The organism is Tumebacillus algifaecis (assembly GCF_002243515.1).
Taxonomy (GTDB): domain Bacteria; phylum Bacillota; class Bacilli; order Tumebacillales; family Tumebacillaceae; genus Tumebacillus_A; species Tumebacillus_A algifaecis.
Window position 1 is genome coordinate 806,271 of record NZ_CP022657.1, and the last position, 18,303, is coordinate 824,573.

Below are 18,303 nucleotides of genomic sequence, written 5' to 3' on the forward strand. Positions count from 1 at the left end.
CCACCACAGAAAGTGTTGCCTTGCTGGAGTGTGGTGTGATTATCTGGTCGCGGTGTGCAAGATCAATCCAAGCGGCACATTAAATTTGAACGTCAACAGGCGTTTGAGTCGCAAGTTCCTCCTGCGAATTTCCATTCTAATCAAGACCCACCTGTAGCGATTCGCTCCACGCTTTTCCAAATTCCCCATTGCCTCGGAGCTCGTTTCCACTCTACACTGATGCTAGACCTACCATTCTGTTCCACTTGTGAGGTGATCCCTATGTCTTTAGTGGCGCGAAACGAATCGGAGCATCAACGGATACCGTTCGCGTTTCGACTGTTGTCGATGACAAGGATTGCAATGATTTTGTTGCTGTGCGGGACCTATTTTTTCTACAGTGAAGGCCCGAGCGGGTGGCAGAAAGTGTATGTCATCGTGGCGATGTGTTTGTTTTGTGTGAATCATGTATCCTTTCCTCGATTCTCTTTTCAATATGTGTTGTGGTTTATCGCGCTCGATTTTCTGCTTGCGGCAGGATTTGGCATCGTTTTTCTCGGACAAGGCTATCCCTATGAACTGTTCTTCGGCATCGTCGGGGTGACCTTGATGCTTGTGACCGACAGCAAGCGGATTGTGCTGACCGCATTGAGCGCGCTGGTTCTGGTCTGGAGCGGCATTTTGGTCGCCGAGTATCAGGTGATTGGTAAGCTGCATTGGTTGGCGACGGGGATGAACATGGGGTTTGTCATCTTTGCCTTTCTGGTCGGTTCACTGATTCGTTTCTTTATGCAGTCGCGGGAAAAGGTTGGCGTGTTGTATGAGGAATTGGAGGAATCGCACCGCGCCCTTCGTGAATATGCTCGACAGGTAGAGATGTTGACGACAGTTCGCGAGCGCAACCACATCGCCCGCGAGATTCACGATACGGTTGGACATTCGATGACAGCGTTGCTTGTGCAGTTACAGGCGGCGCGAAAAATGCAGGAACGCGATTTGGAGCAGAGCGGGGAGATCTTGGTGCGTTGCGAGGATGTGGCGCGCTCCGCGTTGCAACAGGTGCGTTTGTCGGTGCAGGCGTTGCGTGAAGAGGAAACGCAGCAGAGCACGCTGGTGGAATCGCTGCGCCAATTGCTCGGAGACTTTGCTGATCTGACCGGGCTGGAGACACAACTGCAAGTGCAAGGGCAATTGCAGATCGTGCCCGAAACGCTGAAGCCGACCATCTATCGCATCGTCCAAGAATCACTGACCAATGCAAAGCGCCACGGAAACGCAACGAGCGCCAGCGTCTCGGTGCAGGTCTCGGAGCGAGAAGTGCGGCTGCGCATCTTCGACAACGGGACAGGTACGGCAGAAGTGGTGCCAGGGTTTGGCTTGATCAATTTGCGGGAACGGGTGCTGGAATTTGGGGGAACTGTGCTCTTTTCCAGCCAGCAAGGGACTGGATTTAGCACGGAAGTCAGCTTTCCGCTGCAAGAGCAAACGTGGAAGTTTGGAGGGAGAAGCGTATGATTCGTGTGATCGTCGTCGATGATCAGAAGCTGATGCGCGACGGGTTGAAGACGATACTAGGCTTAGAAGAACAGATTGAAGTGGTCGGCACGGCGGCGGATGGTAGGCAAGCGCTGGAAGTCGCCAAAGCGACCGAGCCCGACATCGTGCTGATGGACATCCGCATGCCAGAGGTGGATGGGGTCCAAGGTGCCCGCATGATCCGCGAGCAACTGCCACAAACGAAAGTGCTGATGCTGACCACATTTAATGACAGCGAGTTGATTATCGATGCCTTAAATGAGGGGGCATGCGGTTATCTGCTCAAAGATATGCCGACCGAGGTGATCGTGCAAGCGATCATGACGGTGAGCGCAGGTGGCATCGTTCTCCCACCGGAGAGCACGGCACAGGTGGTGGCCGAATGGAAGAAAGCGCGGGAGTATACAGCGGTTGGCGAGCGAGAGCAGGGCCGAAGTGCATCACAGCCTTCGCTTGCTGATGACTTGACCGAACGGGAGCGCGAGGTGCTTCGATTGCTCGGGCAGGGAAGGAACAACAAAGAGATTGGCGATACGTTGGTCATCACCGAAGGCACGGTGAAAAATCACGTCTCCAACATCATCTCGAAGCTTCAGTTACGTGATCGGACGCAGGCGGCGATCTATGCGGTGCGCCACGGCATGGCCTCTTTTGATACATGACTTTTGGCATAGCAAGCGGCCCGTGGGTCGCTTTTTTCATGCTGCAAGATCTATCGCACGAGGGATGGGAGACCGCTGTCGGCGAGGTAAAATGAAGTCAGCAAGCGAGAACGAAAGGAGTTGGCAAGTGATGATTCAAGTGCAAGAGTTAACAAAAAGTTTTGGCAGTCGTGATGTGGTGCGCGGCGTTTCCTTCGCTGTCGAAAAAGGTGAATCGTTCGGTCTGCTCGGGCCCAACGGTGCTGGAAAATCGACGACCATCTCGATGATTTGCGGGTTGCTGAAGATCGACAGTGGTGATGTGATCGTCGGCGGCCAATCGGTCAAGCAAAACCCGGTCGGAGTAAAAGGGAAAATTGGAGTGGTGCCGCAGGATATCGCGTTGTACCCGACGATGTCAGCGTATGAAAATCTTGTATTTTGGGGGCGCATGTACGGGTTGAAGGGTGCGGAAGTGAAAAAGCGCGCCGACGAAGTGTTGGCGATCGTCGGCCTGTCAGACCGCGCCAAAGATGCGGTCGGGCAATTTTCCGGCGGGATGAAGCGGCGGATCAACATCGGGGCGGCGCTGATGCACCGACCGGAGCTTTTGATCATGGATGAGCCGACCGTAGGGATCGACCCGCAATCGCGCAATCACATTTTGGAGACGGTCAAAGAGTTGAACGTGCAAGGCATGACGGTGATCTATACCTCGCATTATATGGAAGAAGTGGAGTATCTCTGTGAGCGTGTGGCGATCATCGACCATGGGCAGGTGATTGCCATCGGAAGCCAGCAGGAACTGTGTGACCGTTTGACCAACGGATCGGTGATCAAATTGACCGTCGAAGGCGATCCAGACCTAATTGCTGAGCAGCTTCGCAACTTGTCCGGTGTGCAGATGACTACAGTCGAAGAACGCTCGGTGCTCGTGTTTGCCAAAGCAGCACGACAGATGCTTGGGGAAGTGGTGACAGCGGCGCTGGCGAACGGTGCACAGATCGCCGCAGTCGATGTACAGGAACCAAATCTGGAAACGGTGTTTCTGCAACTGACAGGGCGAACGCTGCGGGATTAGGAGGTGAGCGGGATGAAACTCTGGCAAATCGCATGGAAAGACGTGCGGATTCGCATGCGCGACCGCAAAGGTCTGCTCTCGATGATCGCGATGCCGCTTGTGCTGACCGCCATTTTGGGCGCGGCGCTCGGTGGAGTGTTCGATCAGGGGTCGGGCTCACTTCCGCAATTTGAAGTGGCTGTGTATCAAGGAGATCAAGGGGCATCGGGAAAGAACTGGTCGAAGGCGTGTTGCAAAGCGAAGACCTGAAGCGGTCGATCAAGGTGACGAAGGTCGATTCGCCAGCGGCTGTCGAGCAGAGCGTACAAGACGGTACTGCGCAGGTCGGGTTGGTGATTCCACAAGGGTTTACAGAGCAGGTCAATACAGGAGGCAAAACGGAGCTCTCTCTGCTCCAAGACCCCGGTAAGCCGCAGACGGCACTGATTATGAGAAGCATTGTCAAATCCTATACGGAGCGAGTCTCTGCCGTCAATATCGCATCGTCAGCGATCATCGGCGATCTGGCTCAGCACGCGGCTACGTCCGGTGGTGTCAATCAGGACCTGGGCAAGATCGCGCATGAGGTGGTCGAGGAGCTCACCGCTACGGTGACCAATCCGAATGCGGGGGTGCTCGAGAAGCCGGTCGGGGAAAAAGAGGTTTCGGCGAAGCAATATTATGCGGCCGCGATGGCGGTGATGTTCTTGCTGTTCAACGCGACGGTCGGTGCAAAATCGATATTAAACGAACGTTCTACCGAAACGCTGTCTCGCCTGCTCAGCACGCCGACGAGCAAACTGTCCATCTTGCTGGGCAAATTTTTCGGAACGCTGTTTTTTGCCGTGTTGCAATTTGGTGTGTTGTTGATCGCCACCACGTACGCGTTTGGCGTGGAATGGGGTGATAATCTCGGACAGACGCTCGCCATCGCACTCAGCTATGCGGTCGCAGTCTCCGGCTTGTCGATGGCGCTGGCTTCCGTTTTAAAATCGGAGCAGTCTGCCGATGTGGTTTCCGGAATTGGGGTGCAAATCTTCTCCATCCTCGGCGGGTCGATGTTGCCGCTCGCACAGTTCCCCGAACTGTTGCAAAAAGTGGCGCTGGTCACTCCCAACGCTTGGGCGTTGATCAGTCTGACCGACATCATGACAGGCACCGAATGGCAAGCGTTGTATCTGCCGCTTGTGGTATTGCTCACACTTGGAGCGGCTGCGCTGAGCTTTGGTACCTGGCGCTTGGCGGCGCGATAGGAGGGAAAACGAAATGAATCAGATACTGTCCTTGGCGATGTTTGAAATCAAAAAAGTGTTCCGCAATCGACGTTCGTGGATCATGATGTTTCTGATGCCAGTGTTGTTCACCTTTATCTTTGGTGGCTTATCGACAGGTGGCTCCTCCCAAACGCCGCTCGCCATCGTCGATCTTGATGACAGCAAGCTGTCCAAATGGCTGGGCCACCAGATCGCAGCTGATGAATCGCTGGACATCCGTCCGATGGAACGGTCAGCGGCCGACACAGCTCTGCACAATAAGAAAATCGCAGGCATTCTCGAAATCCCGCAAGGCTATGAAGCGGCATTGATCGCGAAACAAAAAGTGGACGTCACCTTCCGCCACGGACCAGACCTCGCCATCGCTAAGGCGATCCGCGGGACGGTGGAAGATGTGACAGCAAGGGCTGCGGTGCAGGTGCAAGCAGCAATGACGTGGAGCCAGCTTGGGGGCGGGGGAGATTGGCAAGCGCGTTTCGATACGTTAACAGCCAAAGCGGAAACTCCGCTGATCACCGTCGAGGCGCAAACGGTCACGCAAAACGGCCTGGCTAAACGGATGGAATACAAAAGCGAGCGATCGATCGGGTTTACGATCATGTTCGTCATGATGAGCTTACTCACCGTGACGGGCACGATCCTGGAAGCTCGCAAGACGGGCGTTTGGTATCGACTGCTCGCAAGCCCTAGTTCGCGGCTCCAAGTGATGAGCGGCTATCTCCTCGCCTTTTTCCTGATCGGTTGGATTCAATTTGCCATTCTGATGGGTCTTTCCTCGCTGTTGTTCGGTGTCATCTGGGGGGATTGGATCGCGCAGATCGTACTCGTATCCGCGCTGCTCATCTGTGTGGTCGGCCTCGGACTCTTGATCGCAGGTATCGTAAAAACGCAGGAGCAACAAGGGGCGATCGGCAGTATTGTCATCATCTCCACCTGTATGCTCGGCGGTGTGTACTGGCCGCTCGACATCGTGTCCGAAACGATGCAGAAAATCGCCAACTTTGTGCCGCAGACTTGGGCGATGGAAGGATTTACTGAGCTGATCGCACGCGGCGGAACATTGGCCGATATTGGACTGCAGGTCGGCGTGTTGCTCGCCTTTGGCGCAGCGTTTCTGTTCGCAGGCATTACTCGTGTGAAATTCGAGTAGCGGGTGGTGAAGGCCAGCCGGGATTGCGTTAGGTCTGACCTCCACCGTTCATTCGCTACCCGAGATGGCAACTGCACTTGCGTGTGATCGCGATACTTGTAGAACGGTGGTGGAGTCGTGCAACAAGACGTCTCCGCTTGCCGTACGGAAGGCATTTGCGACCTGTTACTGCTTGGAGTCTCAATCTCTGCGACGGTGAGCACAGTGAGCGATGATGTCAGACCTCATTTCAAATGAAAGTCAGCGATGATACGCAGGAATCTGTTTGCACACAGGGTGGTTTGACCGATCCGATCAAATCCAAATGAGACTCCTTCGCAGAGCGGAGGAGTATGGGTTGATCGGCGATCTAAGGTGTGTGGAACGGGAGTTACTGAAAAGGGCAAACCGGGCTGTGCTGTGCAGGCTGGTGTGAGGGGTTCTAAGAGGTGGCTGTTGACCGGATTGGATTGAGCGCTTGATGGGGCAGGCGGTTTACACGGTGTTTTTGCCAAGGGAATGCGGTTGCGAGGCTTAACCACAGAGGGGCAATGCGATTACAAGGCGAGTTTTTGCTTGATGATCATAATCTCCTGATCCTGCATGGCGTTTTTGAGCAGCTGGCGTTTCTCCGCTTCTTGAAACCGCTTGTCCAGCGCATAGACCTCCTCTTTTGTCGCACAAGTTTCCAGCACCAGCGCGATGTCAGTTTTGGTGGCCATGACCGCTTTCAACTCGGAGAACTCCGCTTTTGTCACCATGTTCTCCTTGACCTCGGCCAATGACGCTTCCAACGCGTCGATCCGACCGTCCAAGCGTTGTTCCAATGCATCGATCCGATCGTCCAAGCGTTGTTCCAACGCATCGATCCGATCATTCAACCGCCTTTCCAGCGAATCGATCTTATCATCCAAGCGCTGTTCCATCGTGTCAATGCGGACGATTAACGTGTCAAATCGTGAGGTCAATGCAGCCAGTGCGGCGTTGGTTTGCTGGAAGTTCTCGAGCAGGGCGCGCAACAGCTTTTGTGTTTCATCCATTGTGATCAGCTCCTTTGCAAGACCAATGTAGCAGACGAATCGAAGGAGTAGCAAACTTTTTTTCTTTTACAATTTGCCTAAACAGAAAAGCCGATCGCTTCTCGATGCGATCGGCTTTTCAGGCACAATTTACCCGTTCACAATCTCTCCACCATTCACATGAATCATCTGCCCAGACACGTAGGAGGCGTCATCTGAAGCCAAATACACATAGGCACCCGCCAACTCCTCTGGCTGCCCGGCGCGCCCCAACGGTGTGTCAGACCCGAACTTCGCGACCTGCTCCGCGCTAAATGTCGAGGGGATCAGCGGCGTCCAGATCGGCCCAGGTGCCACTCCGTTGACGCGAATGCCTTGCTGAGCCAAATTGAGCGCAAGCGACCGGGTAAAGGTCACGACCGCCCCTTTGGTCGCTGAGTAGTCGATCAGTTCCTTGTGTCCTTGATAGGCGGTGATCGATGCCGTGTTGATGATCGAACTGCCCGCCTGTAAGTGGGGCAAGGCTGCTTGCGTCAAAAAGAATTGCGCAAAAACATTGGTCTGAAAAGTCCGTAGCAACTGCTTTTGTGAAATGTCCAGCAAACTTTTCTGCGGATGCTGTTCACCCGCGTTGTTCACCACGATGTCCAATCGTCCAAACGCCGCCAGTGTCTGCTCAACAATTTTCTGACAGGTGCTGGCATCGGTCACATCTGCGGCGAGGATCAAACAACGTCTGCCGATCGCCTCCACGCGCTGTTTCGTTTCTTGGGCGTCGACATGCTCATTCAAATACACGACCGTCACATCGGCGCCTTCCTTGGCGTAGGCATACGTGACTGCACGCCCGATCCCGCTGTCGCCGCCTGTGATGATCGCGACTTTGCCTTGCAGTTTGCCGCTCGCTTGGTAGGCAGGATTCTCCGAGATGGGTCGAGGTTGCATCTCCTGTTCAATGCCTGGCTGACTGCTCAGCGTCTTGGCTGGAAAAGAGGTGGGGTAGTTTTTCATAGCGCTCATGACACCGCTCTCCTGTCGAAAAAGATTTTCACCCAATATCTATTCCCAAACCTGTTAAAATAAACACCAGAAGGGAGGGAACACCGTCATGAGCATCGGAATCTTTTTCAGCGTCGTTCTGCTCTGTAATCTGTACGGCTACAACTTGATGTATCGCGACAAAAAACGAGCGCAGCAGAAGCGATCGCGCATCCCAGAAAAAACGCTCTTTCTTTGCGCCTTCCTCGGGTGCGGACTTGGCGTGTACCAAGGCATGAAGCATTTCCGCCACAAAACCAAACACGTATCCTTTCGCATCCTCTTGCCGATCGCAGCATTTTGGAACCTGATCCTTTACGCGGGCATCCTCTACCTGCTGCTGTGAGGCTGTGCGGCGACAACGGCTCGACCATTCACTTCGCTTGAGCTATCTTCCAGACGCGAAGCAAGCGCTCGGCCGCATCGGCTGTCCACTCGGCCGTCCGACCCATCGCTTCGGCCAGTGTGCATGGCCCCGGTACGATGGAGAAGGCGGCTACCACACCGAGCCGCTCCAACTGTGCGGCTGACAGCGCCAACTCCCCGCACAGCGCGAAAACGGGCACACCTTGCCGTGCCGCAGCCCGACTTACCCCCGCGATCACTTTGCCGGACAAGGTTTGCTCATCGAGCCTGCCCTCGCCGGTGATCACGAGGTCCGCCCCCTGTAGTCGCCGTTCCAACTCGACAGCCCCCGTCATCACCTCAATACCCGACCGCAATGTGGCGCCCAAAAAGACGGCCAGGGCTGCTCCCATCCCGCCTGCCGCACCGCCGCCTGGCAATTGGCGCATCTCCAAACCCTTTTGTGAGAACACGACCTCCCCAAACCGATCCAACGCTGCATCGAGCAGCGCGGTCATCTCCGGTGTAGCTCCTTTTTGCGGGCCGAAGATGACGGACGCCCCCTCCGGCCCGACCAACCGATTCTGCACATCGCTAGCCACCACAAAGGACGCTTTTGCAAGCCTGTGGTCCAACTCGTCCTCCGTGAACCGCGCCAGTCGGCCGAGTGCGCCACCACCCGCTTCCAAAGCCTCGCCGCGCTCATCGAAAAAGCGCATCCCCAACGCTTGCAACATTCCTGCGCCACCATCATTGGTCGCACTACCGCCAAGACCGATCACAAAGCGACGATAGCCGCTGTCAAGCGCATGTGCGATCAACTCGCCTGTGCCTCGGCTGGTCGTCAAAAGCGGATTGCGCAGCTCTTCTGGCACTAGAGTTAACCCGGACGCTTGTGCCATCTCGATCACCGCCGTCTTCTCGTCGCCGAGCACTCCATACATCGCCTGCACAGGTATCCCGAGCGGCCCGGTCACCGTGGCCATCTGCATGGTGCCGCCTGTGGCATGCACCAACTGCTCCGCGGTCCCTTCACCGCCGTCAGCCAGCGGAATTTCGATCAGTTCCGCGTGCGGATCGACACGCATGACCCCTTCTCGCACAGCTGCACAAACGGTTTTCGCATCCAGGCTCCCTTTAAATGAATCCACCGCTACGACCACTTTCATCTCGGACCCTCCGCTTCCATTTCTGCAATGCCCACTTCTTACCACGCTAGCTGGCCAAAATCCTCCTGTTGAGCGGCACGCCGCCAATTGTCGGACCTTTGCACATTTGAAAGGAAGGGAGTAAGATTGAGCTTGTGAGAGAGATTGTAGGTGAATTTACAGATGACGCAACTTGCAACAAATCTACCTTCCCAAACGAAAAGCATGCGCCCGTTCAGGCTTTATCTAGGCGGTAACTTTCTCGCCGCATGCGGCGAGTGGCTCGACATGGTCGCGCTCAATTGGGCTGTGCTTGCGCTGACAGGCTCACCCGTTCACCTTGGGATCATCAACGCCTGCCGTTTGATTCCGGTGTTTCTATTAAGCGTCCCCGCCGGAATTTTGGCGGATCGCTTTGATCGCAGGAAACTGTTGATCGGCATTCAAACGGCCACGATTCTGCTCACGCTGCTCATCGGTTGGCTGTTTTACATCAACAGTCCGTTTTGGCTGTTCGCGGTGGCTGTCTGCTTGCGCGCCATCTTCCAGACGATGGACCCGCCGATTCGCAATTCGATGATTCCCAATCTAGTCCCAGAACATTTTCTGGGGCGCGCCATCGCGATGAATACTGCGGCGCTCAACCTGTCGCGGATCATCGGGCCTGCCATCGCCGGTGTCCTGCTCGCCACTTTGGACACACAGGAAGTGATCTGGCTGGGCGCGGGGGGACTGCTGATCGAATGGATCGCCCTGTATGTCTTGCGCCCTGTGCAAAAACAGGTGCGGAGCAAGAATGGTATGCTCAAAGACGATCTGCAAGAGGCTTATTCCTTCATCAAGAACCAGCGCACCGTGCAATCACTGTTGCTGCTAGCGGTGGTGCCGATGGTGTTTGGTTTTCCCTATACTTCGATGCTGCCCGTCTTCGTCGATCAACTGATGAATTTAGGACCGGGCGGCTTTGGCGCACTGCTTTCCGTCTCCGCGGTCGGCGCAGTTCTCGGATCGCTTTGGCTGTCCCTGCGCAACGAGCAAGCGCGGGCGGGGCGGTTGTTGATCCTCTCCGTACTCGGATTCGGTTTGTCTCTGTTGCTGTTTGTGCTGTCCACCAACTTCTGGCTGGCCGCAGCGATGATGTTTCTCGTCGGATTGACCGGTCAAACTTACCGCACGATGAGCCGCATCACGATGCAGAAACAAGTGCCTGATCACCTGCGCGGGCGGATCATGAGCATCGCTCTGATGGACCGCGGCTTTATCCCGCTTGGTGCGATTGTGATCGGTGCGGTCGCAGGTACCGCCGGAGCATTGTGGGCCGGAGTAATGATGGGGGCGGGCTGCCTGCTGGTCACGCTCGCTGTACTTTTCACGCGCCGTCAAATTTGGCAGATCTAAAAGTGGTGTCGGGAAGCGTCCCGGCCCCTTTTTTCTATCGAAAAATCAAATAGCCCCTTATTCGATTTCGATAACGCAAACCTCTCGAGATGGAGTAAAATGTTGTCAAACAGATTCGGGAGAAATTGGGGGGACTGATGATGAGCTACACCTTTTCTGGCATCGACCACGTCCAGTTGGCCGCACCGCGAGGCTGTGAGGAAACGGCCCGAAAATTTTTCACCGACCTGCTCGGCATGCAGGAATTGGAAAAACCAGAACCGTTACGGGCGCGGGGCGGCGCTTGGTTCATCTGTGGTGCTCAACAGATACACATCGGCGTCGAAGCGGAGTTCGCCCCGGCGAAAAAAGCGCATCCGGCCTTTGTTGTGCACAACCTCGATGCCTTGCTGGCCCGCTTGGATGCGCACGGTGCTGAGTATCAGCTCGATACGGCGCTTGACGACCGCAAACGTTTTTTTATGAACGACCCGTGGGGGAATCGACTCGAATTTATGGAACTGGAGGGGAACTGAGATGGAAGTAGTACGTGTAAGCGTTGGTCGACCGCAGTCATTGACGCATAACGGGCAGACGCTCAAGAGCGCGATCGATAAGCAGGCGGTGGCCGAGCGCGTCTTTTTGTCCCGCGTGAACTTCGAAGGGGATGAGCAAGCGGACCTCGTCCATCACGGCGGACCGGACAAAGCGGTCTGCGCCTACCCCGATGAACATTATGCGTATTGGGAAGAGACCTTGGGTGTCAAGCTTCCTGCCAACGCATTCGGTGAAAATTTGACATTGCGCGGCCTGCCGGAATCAGAAGTCCGCATCGGCGACACGTTCCAGATCGGGGAGGCGGTACTGCAAGTCTGTCAGCCGCGCATTCCATGTGGCAAGATCAATATGCGAACTGGTGTGCCGAACTTTGTGAAAAAGTTTAAAGAGAGCGGCTTTACCGGTTACTACCTGCGTGTCCTGCAGGAAGGCTTTGTGGAGGCCAATCCGCAGATCAGGCGCTTGGAGCGTGGAAAAGGGCTGTCTATCGAAGCGATCAACCGCGTGCTTTTCCAAGAGCAGCAAAGCATCGCGATGTTAAAGAGCATCATTGCTGATGAAGTGCTGGCCGACTCGCTGCGCGATCATCTCACGCGCCAATTGGAGCAATTGGAACGAAAAGGGGCCGATGCGAATGCATGATCGGGACCAAGAGATCATCCTGCGACCGATTGGCATCGTGCGTTCCCCGCGCGAGGAAGCGATCGACGATTTCTGGGGTGGTGTCGAGTCGGTGATCGAACTCGACCCGGCACAGTTTACCGAAGATGTGACCGCAGGACTTCGAGATTTTTCGCATGTGGACGTCATCTTCTTTATGAACCGTGTGGACCCCGCGCGGATCGAAACTACCGCTCGCCATCCCCGCAATAACCCGGACTGGCCGAAAGTGGGCATCTTCGCTCAGCGCGCCAAAGGTCGTCCGAATCGTCTTGGCGTCACCAACTGCCAACTGATCAGCGTCGAGGGTCTCCGCATCACCGTTCGTGGGCTGGACGCGATCGATGGCACTCCGGTGGTGGACTTGAAACCGTACATGCTGGAGTTTGGCCCGCGTGGGGAAGTCAAACAGCCAGAGTGGTCGCATGTGCTGATGAAGGAGTATTTTCTCGGATAACTTTTCGATCACAGGATACCCTATGAGCAGTAGGTGCAAAGGGGGTTTCTTCCAGTGACCGACGGAAAAAAACAAAGCTTTCGTCACTTCACCAACCAAAAACAGCTCAGGCTGACCGATGATCCCAACTATGACGTCAGCAAACTGTCGGGCGACAAGTCAACCGACAACCGCCAGTCCATCACTGAGCCTGCGGAAGATCGGATTGCGATGGAAACCGTTCAAGGCAATAGCGGCATGTTTATGCATCCGATGCATGACGTAACAGCGACCGAACATGTTCATGGCGACAAAGTTCTGGAAGCGTTACAGCAAGAGCTGGACGAGTTCGAACTGGAAGTCGAAGGCGGGGATGGTCGCATCGATCCGCAAGAAGACGGTGGCCAGAACCTTTGATGCGTTGCCTACAGAGTTGAGTTGAGGAAGTTGAGCAAGGGCCGAGCGTAAGACCTCGGCTCTTTTTCCCATTGAAGGAGATGACCCTATGAACCTGCTACAAGAACTCGAAATCATCAAACAAAATGAGTATCAGCTTGCCGAATACCAAGACCTAATGTCCCTTACCAACTCGATTTTGGATCACTTAGGTTCTGCCGATTCCTATCTGCGTGACGACCTCGGCTACCTGACTTTGTCCAACTGGATCTATCAAAAAGACCTGTTCAGTGCAGAGCAGCTGGGGGAAATTCTGTCTCGGGTGGTAAGCGACGAGATGTGGTTTTACAAAATTGGCGAAACGGGTACCGACAGCGTGTTTTTGCGCAGCTTCTCCAGCCTCGTCATCGCGTTGTTGCTGTTGCGTGATAACAAGAACCCCTTCATTACGCCAGACGAGTTTCGAATGATTCTTTCCCGTATGGTCGACTATTGCCAGCAAGAGCGAGACCTCCGCGGTTTCGTCGCGCACGGAGGCTGGGCGCATGCGGCAGCGCACGTCGCCGATGCGGTCGATGAATGTGTAAAGCATCGCTATGCCACAGCGGCAGACTGCGAACAGCTGTGGGGCGCTCTGCAGGCTTTGATTCGTCATGCGAAAGCTGTCTACGAAGCGGAAGAGGACGAGCGCATCAACAACGCGCTGTTTGCCATGATCGAAACGGGCAAGGTCTCGCTCGAGCAAGTCTGCGCCTGGCTCGAAGCTGAAGAGTACGAGGGAAGCGACTACAACGAAAGTTTCACGTTGCGCATCAACTGGAAACACCTCATCCGTAGTCTCTACTTCCGATTGAAGGACAACAACCTGCTTGGTGACAGCGAAGAGAGCCTGCTTGTGATCCAACGTCGTTTCGCACCCCCTTACTAGGTCCCCACACAGCAAAAAGCCTTCGCTTACCAGCAGCGAAGGCTTTTGTATCTCGATCAAATCTCCAGTTCTGATGCATAGAGCTCCTCATCCAAATCGGCGATCAACGGCGAGGGTGCCCCTTCATACAACAACCACAGTTCATGCAACGCCCGGGTGCAACCGACATAGAGCAGTTTTGCATCCTGCGGCGAAAGTTCATAATGTTGTTCATCCACATCGGTGATCAGCACCGCATCAAATTCCAGCCCTTTGGTGAGGTACACGGGCAGCACCGACAGGCCGCCTTTGTATTCGCGCTGCTTGGAGTGGATCAGCGTGGCCGCAAGCCCGGCTTGCAACAATGCTGCATGCAGTTCCCGCGACTCCTCTTCGGTGCGGGCGACCACCGCCACGGTGCTATGCGTTCCGCTTTGCAAGCGCTGGACGGCTGCGATCACCGTCGGCAGGCGATCTTGTGCCGCCACTTGCGCCACGCGCACTTTTTCCCCGCTGCGGAAAACGGGAACGGCCAGCGTCAGCGCTTGCTGGGAGCGTTCCAGCACCACGTTGGCGAAGTTGATGATCTCCGTCGTCGAGCGATAACTGCGTTCCAACTGAAAGTAAGCCTGCTCCTCTTCGGCAAACAAATCGAGAAACTCCTGCCAGGAATGAACGCCTTGATAGGCATGAATTCCCTGCGACAGGTCGCCCAGAATGGAAAAGGAGTTGCCCCTGGTCTGATTTTTCAACAAAGCGACCTGAAAAGGGGAAAAGTCCTGCGCTTCATCGATCACCACATGGTCGAACATCTGCGCGCTATCGATGCCCTGCAAACGATTGCGAATCAGAAGCAGCGGTGCCAAATCTTCGAGATCGACGATCTTCTTCTTAAACAGTTTGTTCGAAGCTTTCACGATCGCTTCGGGCAGATCGGTTGCCTCGCTGAACAGCTTTTTATAAAACGCAAACGGCGTCAGATCGGGCATTCCTTTTAAATAGGAGCGCAAACGCGCGTTGGCCTTCTTCTTCAATTCTTTGCGTTGCATCCCATCCCAAACCTGCTCAAGCTCCATCTCCAACCAGCGCTTGATCCGGCCTGTTACTCGCTCTCGGCGCTTGGCGATCGGGTAGTGCTTATACTCGGTGTGGAACCATTCCTGCACGGTCGTTGCATCCAGCACGTGGCCGTCCCACGCTTCAAAGGATCGCTGTGGCACGTAATTTTGTTCGAACGCATCCAAGCGCTCCTCCACATATCGATAAAAACGCATCGAACCTTTCCAACGCCCAGGGGCGTTTTCATCGAGCACAGGACGCTTCGGTCCGATCGCAAACCACGTGGCGAGTCGCTCTGCCGGGTCGGCCAACTCCACGTCCCGCTCGAGCAGGTCCAATGCCCAATCGCTAAATGTCGTCTGCTGAATTCCACCGACGCCAAGCTCTGGCAAGACGCCCGAGATGTAATCGAGGAACATCGAGTTCGGTGCAAAGATGATCATTTTCTCCGCCCGAATGTTCTCCCGATACTGATAGAGCAGATAGGCCAAGCGATGCAGGGCGACCGTCGTCTTCCCGCTGCCTGCGACCCCTTGAATGACCAGCGCGGTGTTCTTGGCGGAACGGATGATCTTGTCCTGTTCCGCTTGAATCGTCGAAACGATGTCCCGCAAGCGATTGTCCTTGTTTTCGCCAAGGCGGTAGAGCAGGAACTCATCGGCCACGTCGAGGTTGTCGCCGCCTTTGACATACGCATCGACGACGCGTTGCAAGATTTGCTTTCGGATCACGAGGTTGCGTTTCAGATAGATCAGCCCTTCGATCAGCCCTTCTGGCGAATCGTATGACGCCGTTTCATCTCCACCTGTGAACGAGTAGAACATCGAAGCGACGGGCGCCCGCCAGTCGATGACGAGCAGTTGTCCGGTCTGTTCATCCTCGACGCCAACCTTGCCGATATATAGCGGTTGCGGCGCATCGACGCCCGCTTCTTGAAAATCGAGGCGGCCAAAATAAGGCTCAACACCTGCGATCTGCAAATTGTGGCGCCTCGCCTCGCGAATGTTTTCCAAGGCTTGCTCGGTCAGATCGTCTCCATAATAGCGGGGGATCGTTTCGAGCGACTGCAACTGGCGGTCAATCTCGGCAGCGGCCTTTTCGAGCTGCTGCAGTTCTTCTTGATAGGCACTTTGAATCTCAGCTTCCAAGATCAGTTACCTCCATATGAGATATTTCGCCATTCAGACGAGATGTTTCAATATATCACAGCGTCAGAGCAGAAACAAGAACGTTTGACTAGCCTAACTATTCGGATTATGATGTGTGTAAGATAGGTAAATTCGATTCCGTTCAATGATTTAGGGTAAGTGAAATCATACAGAAGGGAAATAGCAGATGAATAATAACATCATTCGTTCACTCGTTGTGTTGCTGATTTTGTCACTGACCGCATTTCTCGGCCTGAATCAGATCGCAGCACCGAACGTGCTTCCGAAAGACGCTCCGGCCGATCAATTCTCCGCCGAGCGCGCGGCCTTGCACGTTGAGCAGATCGCCAAAGAGCCGCATTCGACTGGTACGGTCGAAGCGGCAAAAGTGCGCGATTATCTGCTTTCTGAATTGAAGAAAGCTGGACTCGATGCGCAGGTGCAAGAAGCGGATTCGGCCCGCGTCTCGCACGGTACAGTCTATTCGGGTCACATTCAAAACGTCATCGCGCGCCTCAAAGGGACGGCAGGCGGCGACAAAGCGATCCTGATCGCTGCCCATTACGATTCTGTCCAGACTGCTCCTGGTGCGAGCGACGACGGTGCGGCTGTCGGCGCGATGCTCGAAACGCTGCGTGCATTACAAGCCGGCCCGCAGTTAAAACAGGATGTGATCTTCCTCTTCACCGACGGGGAGGAGGCAGGTCTGCTCGGTGCCAACGCGTTTGCGAAAGAGCACCCGTGGGCCAAAGATGTCGGCATGGTGCTCAACTTCGAAGCGCGTGGCTACAAAGGGCCGTCCTTCATGTTTGAGACCAGCGACAGCAATGGCTGGCTGATGAACGAGTTCGCCAAAGCGGCCGAGCATCCGGTGGCTAACTCGATGCTCTATGATATGTACAAACTGTTGCCGAACGATACCGACCTCACCGTCTTCAAACAAGCGGGGCTGGGCGGCTTGAACTTCGCGTATGCGATCGGTCTGAACGCCTACCACAACACGCTGGACAGCGTGGAGACGATGGACCGTGAAAGCTTGCAGCACCACGGCTCCTACATGCTCTCTTTGACCAACCATTTTGGCAATCTGGACAGTTTGGAGAATCCGAAAGAGCAAAACCACGTCTACTTCAACGTGTTCAAGCATGTGCTCGTTGACTATTCGCAAGCATGGGTGCTCCCGCTGACCGCTGTGGTCACGCTGTTGTTCCTGTTTGTCCTGATCACAGGACTGCGCCGTGGCGATGTGTGGGTGGGTGGCCTGTTCAAAGGCTTCCTCGGCTTCCTGCTCGCTGTGGGTGTTACGGGCGGCGTGGCGATGGGCGCGTGGACGCTGGTCAACATGCTACAGTCCGACTTAGCGTACAACTTGGTCAACGACCCTGATTTCTTTAGCGTTTATTCGTGGGGCTTTGCCCTGCTCTCGATCGCGGTGTTCGCGATGATGTACGTCTGGATTCGCCGCTGGACGACGACGTCCAACCTGATGGGTGGTTCGATCATCTTGTTCTGGCTGCTCACGCTCGCTGTCACCTTCCTGCTGCCAGGCGGGTCCTACCTGTTCGCGTGGCCGCTGTTCTTCTCCTTGATCGGTTGGTACTTCTTGATGAAGTCCAGAGATGGCGAGATCAAGACGCTGCAAGATGCGGTGATCCAAACATTGTTCGCCGTACCGGCGGTGCTCCTGTTTGTGCCGATCGTCTATCTCGTGCTAGTGCTGGTCACGCTCGAACTGGCAGGTGTGGTCTTCGCGCTACTGGCGATCATGATGGGCCTGCTCGTACCGCACCTCATCTCGCTACTGGAAGTGCGCACTTGGCGCTTCCCGATCGCGATGGTCGGGTCTGCGTTGGTCATCTTCCTGATCGCAGGCTTTACGCTCGATATTTCCGATAAGAATCCGACGTTCGCCAGCGTCTTCTATGGGAAAAACCAAGACACTAACAAAGCGGTGTACGCGACCGCTTCCCCGCTCGACGATCCGTGGCTGGAGCAATTCCTCAGCGACGACCCGGAGAAGGGAAAACTCTCCGATATCTTCAACCCGTTGTTCACGCGTGACTATCGCTATGCGGAAGCGCCGGAGATCAAAGACGAGGCACCGAAGCTCGAAGTGGTTTCCGACACGACACAAGGGGATGTCCGCACCTTGAAGGTCAAATTGGAGCCGCAACGCAAAGCGACCGAGTATGCGGTCGCCGCGAAGACGGAGGCCAAAGTGATCGGAGGCAGTGTCAACGGCAAGTCGTTCCAACTTGACGTGGCGGAAGGCAAGACGTTCTTGGTCAACTACACGGCAGCGCCTGAAAAACCGCTGGAACTGACTTTGCAGATTCAACCGGGAAGCAAAATCACGCTCAACGTGTTCGATACCACCTATGGCTATCCGAGCGTTCAAGGCAAATCCTACACCGAGAATCCGAAGACGATCATGGCTACCAAACGCGTCATGATCAGCAAGAAATACGAATTGTAGGATGCTGAAGTTTCTAGATCCCTCTGCCCAGAGGGATCTTTTTTTGCGTGCGCCATGAGTTTGTCCAGTGCTTGTCCTGATGGCGAAAACAGCAGATTCAGCGTCTTCCGGTCGATG

18 protein-coding genes are annotated in these 18,303 nt (G+C 55.1%); 14 read left to right on the plus strand and 4 right to left on the minus strand.

Features of this window, described 5'->3' with window-relative positions:
* Positions 1-261: 261 nt before the first annotated feature.
* The 6 genes from CIG75_RS03525 to CIG75_RS03550 all read left to right on the plus strand — a co-directional run bounded on the left by CIG75_RS03525 (position 262) and on the right by CIG75_RS03550 (position 5,640).
* Positions 262-1,494, plus strand: a complete 1,233-nt coding sequence (locus CIG75_RS03525) for a sensor histidine kinase (RefSeq protein WP_157729360.1) — start codon at positions 262-264, stop codon at positions 1,492-1,494.
* Positions 1,491-2,177: a response regulator gene (locus CIG75_RS03530; RefSeq protein WP_094235409.1), complete on the plus strand. Its 687-nt coding sequence runs from the start codon at positions 1,491-1,493 to the stop codon at positions 2,175-2,177. Before CIG75_RS03525 ends, CIG75_RS03530 begins: the two co-directional genes overlap by 4 nt.
* 130 nt (positions 2,178-2,307) lie before the next feature.
* Complete coding sequence (locus tag CIG75_RS03535) at positions 2,308-3,237, plus strand: ABC transporter ATP-binding protein (RefSeq protein ID WP_094235410.1); 930 nt, start codon at positions 2,308-2,310, stop codon at positions 3,235-3,237.
* Between the two features lie 12 nt (positions 3,238-3,249).
* On the plus strand, positions 3,250-3,486 hold the full coding sequence (locus CIG75_RS03540; RefSeq protein WP_094235411.1) for a hypothetical protein: 237 nt from the start codon (positions 3,250-3,252) through the stop codon (positions 3,484-3,486).
* Entirely contained in the window at positions 3,465-4,469 is a 1,005-nt protein-coding gene (locus CIG75_RS03545) for an ABC transporter permease (RefSeq protein ID WP_157729361.1), read from the plus strand. The genes CIG75_RS03540 and CIG75_RS03545 overlap by 22 nt, the downstream gene beginning before the upstream one ends.
* Before the next feature lie 13 nt (positions 4,470-4,482).
* Complete coding sequence (locus CIG75_RS03550; protein ID WP_094235413.1) at positions 4,483-5,640, plus strand: ABC transporter permease; 1,158 nt, start codon at positions 4,483-4,485, stop codon at positions 5,638-5,640.
* Between the two features lie 536 nt (positions 5,641-6,176).
* Here CIG75_RS03550 and CIG75_RS03555 read toward each other — a convergent pair.
* Positions 6,177-6,659 (minus strand): hypothetical protein, encoded by a 483-nt coding sequence (locus CIG75_RS03555; RefSeq protein WP_094235414.1) that lies wholly within the window; start codon positions 6,657-6,659, stop codon positions 6,177-6,179.
* 129 nt (positions 6,660-6,788) lie between these two features.
* Positions 6,789-7,658 (minus strand): SDR family oxidoreductase, encoded by an 870-nt coding sequence (locus CIG75_RS03560; RefSeq protein ID WP_094235415.1) that lies wholly within the window; start codon positions 7,656-7,658, stop codon positions 6,789-6,791.
* An 88-nt stretch (positions 7,659-7,746) separates the two neighbouring features.
* Between CIG75_RS03560 and CIG75_RS03565 the strand changes: the two genes are divergently transcribed.
* On the plus strand, positions 7,747-8,022 hold the full coding sequence (locus CIG75_RS03565; protein ID WP_094235416.1) for a DUF1294 domain-containing protein: 276 nt from the start codon (positions 7,747-7,749) through the stop codon (positions 8,020-8,022).
* 28 nt (positions 8,023-8,050) lie between these two features.
* Here the strand turns inward: CIG75_RS03565 and CIG75_RS03570 are convergent, their stop codons facing one another.
* Complete coding sequence (locus CIG75_RS03570; RefSeq protein ID WP_094235417.1) at positions 8,051-9,190, minus strand: glycerate kinase; 1,140 nt, start codon at positions 9,188-9,190, stop codon at positions 8,051-8,053.
* Between the two features lie 162 nt (positions 9,191-9,352).
* On the opposite strand from CIG75_RS03570, the gene CIG75_RS03575 reads away from it, so the two are divergent.
* The 6 genes from CIG75_RS03575 (at position 9,353) to CIG75_RS03600 (ending at position 13,524) form a co-directional block, all read left to right on the plus strand.
* A complete protein-coding gene (locus CIG75_RS03575) occupies positions 9,353-10,567 on the plus strand; it encodes an MFS transporter (RefSeq protein WP_227874338.1) in 1,215 nt (404 codons plus the stop codon).
* A 140-nt stretch (positions 10,568-10,707) separates the two neighbouring features.
* Positions 10,708-11,082 carry a VOC family protein gene (locus tag CIG75_RS03580; RefSeq protein WP_172844493.1) on the plus strand — a complete coding sequence of 125 codons (375 nt, stop codon included), beginning with the start codon at positions 10,708-10,710 and terminating at the stop codon, positions 11,080-11,082.
* Position 11,083: 1 nt separating this feature from the next.
* Positions 11,084-11,746: an MOSC domain-containing protein gene (locus CIG75_RS03585; protein WP_094235418.1), complete on the plus strand. Its 663-nt coding sequence runs from the start codon at positions 11,084-11,086 to the stop codon at positions 11,744-11,746.
* The gene (locus CIG75_RS03590; protein ID WP_172844403.1) at positions 11,739-12,221 is read left to right on the plus strand and encodes an SAM-dependent methyltransferase; all 483 of its coding nucleotides are present in this window, start codon (positions 11,739-11,741) and stop codon (positions 12,219-12,221) included. Before CIG75_RS03585 ends, CIG75_RS03590 begins: the two co-directional genes overlap by 8 nt.
* Positions 12,222-12,275: 54 nt before the next feature.
* The gene (locus tag CIG75_RS03595; RefSeq protein ID WP_094235419.1) at positions 12,276-12,617 is read left to right on the plus strand and encodes a hypothetical protein; all 342 of its coding nucleotides are present in this window, start codon (positions 12,276-12,278) and stop codon (positions 12,615-12,617) included.
* Between the two features lie 88 nt (positions 12,618-12,705).
* Positions 12,706-13,524: a DUF2785 domain-containing protein gene (locus CIG75_RS03600; protein ID WP_094235420.1), complete on the plus strand. Its 819-nt coding sequence runs from the start codon at positions 12,706-12,708 to the stop codon at positions 13,522-13,524.
* Positions 13,525-13,580: 56 nt separating this feature from the next.
* Here CIG75_RS03600 and CIG75_RS03605 read toward each other — a convergent pair whose 3' ends face one another.
* A complete protein-coding gene (locus tag CIG75_RS03605) occupies positions 13,581-15,710 on the minus strand; it encodes a HelD family protein (protein WP_094235421.1) in 2,130 nt (709 codons plus the stop codon).
* Positions 15,711-15,897: 187 nt separating this feature from the next.
* Here CIG75_RS03605 and CIG75_RS03610 point away from each other — a divergent pair, with 187 nt between their 5' ends.
* A complete protein-coding gene (locus CIG75_RS03610) occupies positions 15,898-18,186 on the plus strand; it encodes a M20/M25/M40 family metallo-hydrolase (protein WP_094235422.1) in 2,289 nt (762 codons plus the stop codon).
* The last annotated feature ends 117 nt before the right edge of the window (positions 18,187-18,303 follow it).

Bases quoted from the DNA above. Each gene is read 5' to 3' on its own strand.
- CIG75_RS03525 (WP_157729360.1), top strand. From the start codon at position 262: ATGTCTTTAGTGGCGCGAAACGAATCGGAGCATCAACGGATACCGTTC.
- CIG75_RS03530 (WP_094235409.1), top strand. From the start codon at position 1,491: ATGATTCGTGTGATCGTCGTCGATGATCAGAAGCTGATGCGCGACGGG.
- CIG75_RS03535 (WP_094235410.1), top strand. From the start codon at position 2,308: ATGATTCAAGTGCAAGAGTTAACAAAAAGTTTTGGCAGTCGTGATGTG.
- CIG75_RS03540 (WP_094235411.1), top strand. From the start codon at position 3,250: ATGAAACTCTGGCAAATCGCATGGAAAGACGTGCGGATTCGCATGCGC.
- CIG75_RS03550 (WP_094235413.1), top strand. From the start codon at position 4,483: ATGAATCAGATACTGTCCTTGGCGATGTTTGAAATCAAAAAAGTGTTC.
- CIG75_RS03555 (WP_094235414.1), bottom strand. From the start codon at position 6,659: ATGGATGAAACACAAAAGCTGTTGCGCGCCCTGCTCGAGAACTTCCAG.
- CIG75_RS03560 (WP_094235415.1), bottom strand. From the start codon at position 7,658: ATGAGCGCTATGAAAAACTACCCCACCTCTTTTCCAGCCAAGACGCTG.
- CIG75_RS03565 (WP_094235416.1), top strand. From the start codon at position 7,747: ATGAGCATCGGAATCTTTTTCAGCGTCGTTCTGCTCTGTAATCTGTAC.
- CIG75_RS03570 (WP_094235417.1), bottom strand. From the start codon at position 9,190: ATGAAAGTGGTCGTAGCGGTGGATTCATTTAAAGGGAGCCTGGATGCG.
- CIG75_RS03575 (WP_227874338.1), top strand. From the start codon at position 9,353: ATGACGCAACTTGCAACAAATCTACCTTCCCAAACGAAAAGCATGCGC.
- CIG75_RS03580 (WP_172844493.1), top strand. From the start codon at position 10,708: ATGAGCTACACCTTTTCTGGCATCGACCACGTCCAGTTGGCCGCACCG.
- CIG75_RS03585 (WP_094235418.1), top strand. From the start codon at position 11,084: ATGGAAGTAGTACGTGTAAGCGTTGGTCGACCGCAGTCATTGACGCAT.
- CIG75_RS03590 (WP_172844403.1), top strand. From the start codon at position 11,739: ATGCATGATCGGGACCAAGAGATCATCCTGCGACCGATTGGCATCGTG.
- CIG75_RS03600 (WP_094235420.1), top strand. From the start codon at position 12,706: ATGAACCTGCTACAAGAACTCGAAATCATCAAACAAAATGAGTATCAG.
- CIG75_RS03610 (WP_094235422.1), top strand. From the start codon at position 15,898: ATGAATAATAACATCATTCGTTCACTCGTTGTGTTGCTGATTTTGTCA.